The 1,371-nt window shown below is 46.2% G+C and carries 1 protein-coding gene; it reads right to left on the reverse strand.

Annotated elements, in window-relative coordinates:
- Positions 1-1,040 (reverse strand): maltose/maltodextrin ABC transporter substrate-binding protein MalE (malE, locus tag KIV40_RS24875; RefSeq protein WP_285351855.1); only part of this gene is annotated, 1,040 nt, incomplete at its 3' end.
- Between the last annotated feature and the right edge of the window lie 331 nt (positions 1,041-1,371).

Raw genomic sequence — 1,371 nt, forward strand, 5'->3', positions numbered from 1 at the left:
ATCGCGTTGTCCATTGTCGCCGCGATACGCGTGTCTGAATCTAGCTCTTTTTGGAACGAGTTAAGCGCTACTGCACCTAGTGGCTTGTCGTTGTTAACCATACGTAGACCATCGTTCGTTAGTAGGTAGTTCTCGATGAACTCTACCGCGAGATCTTTGTTTGGCGACGCAGTGCTGATACCAGCAGTTAGTACACCAACGAATGGCTTAGAAGACTGGCCTTGGAACTTAGGCAGCGTTGTTACGCCATAGTTGATGCCAGATTTCTCAATGTTGCCCCAAGACCATGGACCGTTAATAGTCATTGCTGCAGTGCCTTGGTTGAACGCAGACTCAGATACTGAGTAATCCATATCCGCAGAGATGACATCCTTGTCTACTAGGCCTTTCACGAAGCTCATTGCGTCTTTCACGCCTTCTTTCGCAATACCTGCATCTTTGATGTCGTAGCCTTCAGATGTGTATTTGAATGCGTAGCCGCCGTCAGCTGCCATTAACGGCCATGTGAAGTACGGTTCTTTTAGGTTCCACATGATTGCAGACTTGCCGTCTTTCTTAAGTTTCGCGTCTAGCGCTGCTACTTCTTCCCATGTCTTAGGTGGGTTTGGAACAAGATCTTTGTTGTAGATTAGAGATAGAGACTCAACCGCTACTGGGTAACCGATCAGTTTACCATCGTAACGTACTGCATCCCATGCGAAGTCAACGATGCCGTCTTGGATTTCTTTAGATGGTTTAATTTCAGCTAGTAGACCAGATTCTGCGTAGCCACCGAAACGGTCGTGAGCCCAGAATACGATATCAGGACCATCGCCTGTCGCTGCAGTTTGAGGGAACTTGTCTTGCAGGCCGTCTGGATGAGCCACTGTTACTTTAATGCCAGTGTCTTCTTCAAACTTCTTACCAACCTCTGCAAGACCGTTGTAGCCTTTGTCACCGTTGATCCAGATGGTCAATTGTCCTTCTTCGATGGCAGCGTTAGCACCAAAAGAACCTAAAGCAACAAGGGTACCCAGTGCTACAGCGCTTAATTTTTTCATGTTCGTATCCTTTTTATATTTTTGATGTAGGGCTAGTCCATTGAGGTTCAGCCGTATTTCGACACATATCATCTGAAATTATCGATTGTGTCTCATCCTCCTACTCCCTACGCCCTTGCAATTATGACGTATTTTCGTGATCTGAATCGCCAAGGGTTAGAGACTCAAATCACAAAATGAATACTTCCTGTGATCGGTTTCAACTTTAGGTCACGCAATAATGTGATTTCCGCCCAACTCCCCCTCTACTCCTCCTTTTTGACTCCTCCCCGCCTACTCCCCCTACAATTATTTCGATTAGGAGGATGTAGCAGTGAACACAATCTTAGAA

The sequence above is a fragment of the Vibrio sp. D173a genome (assembly GCF_030248475.1).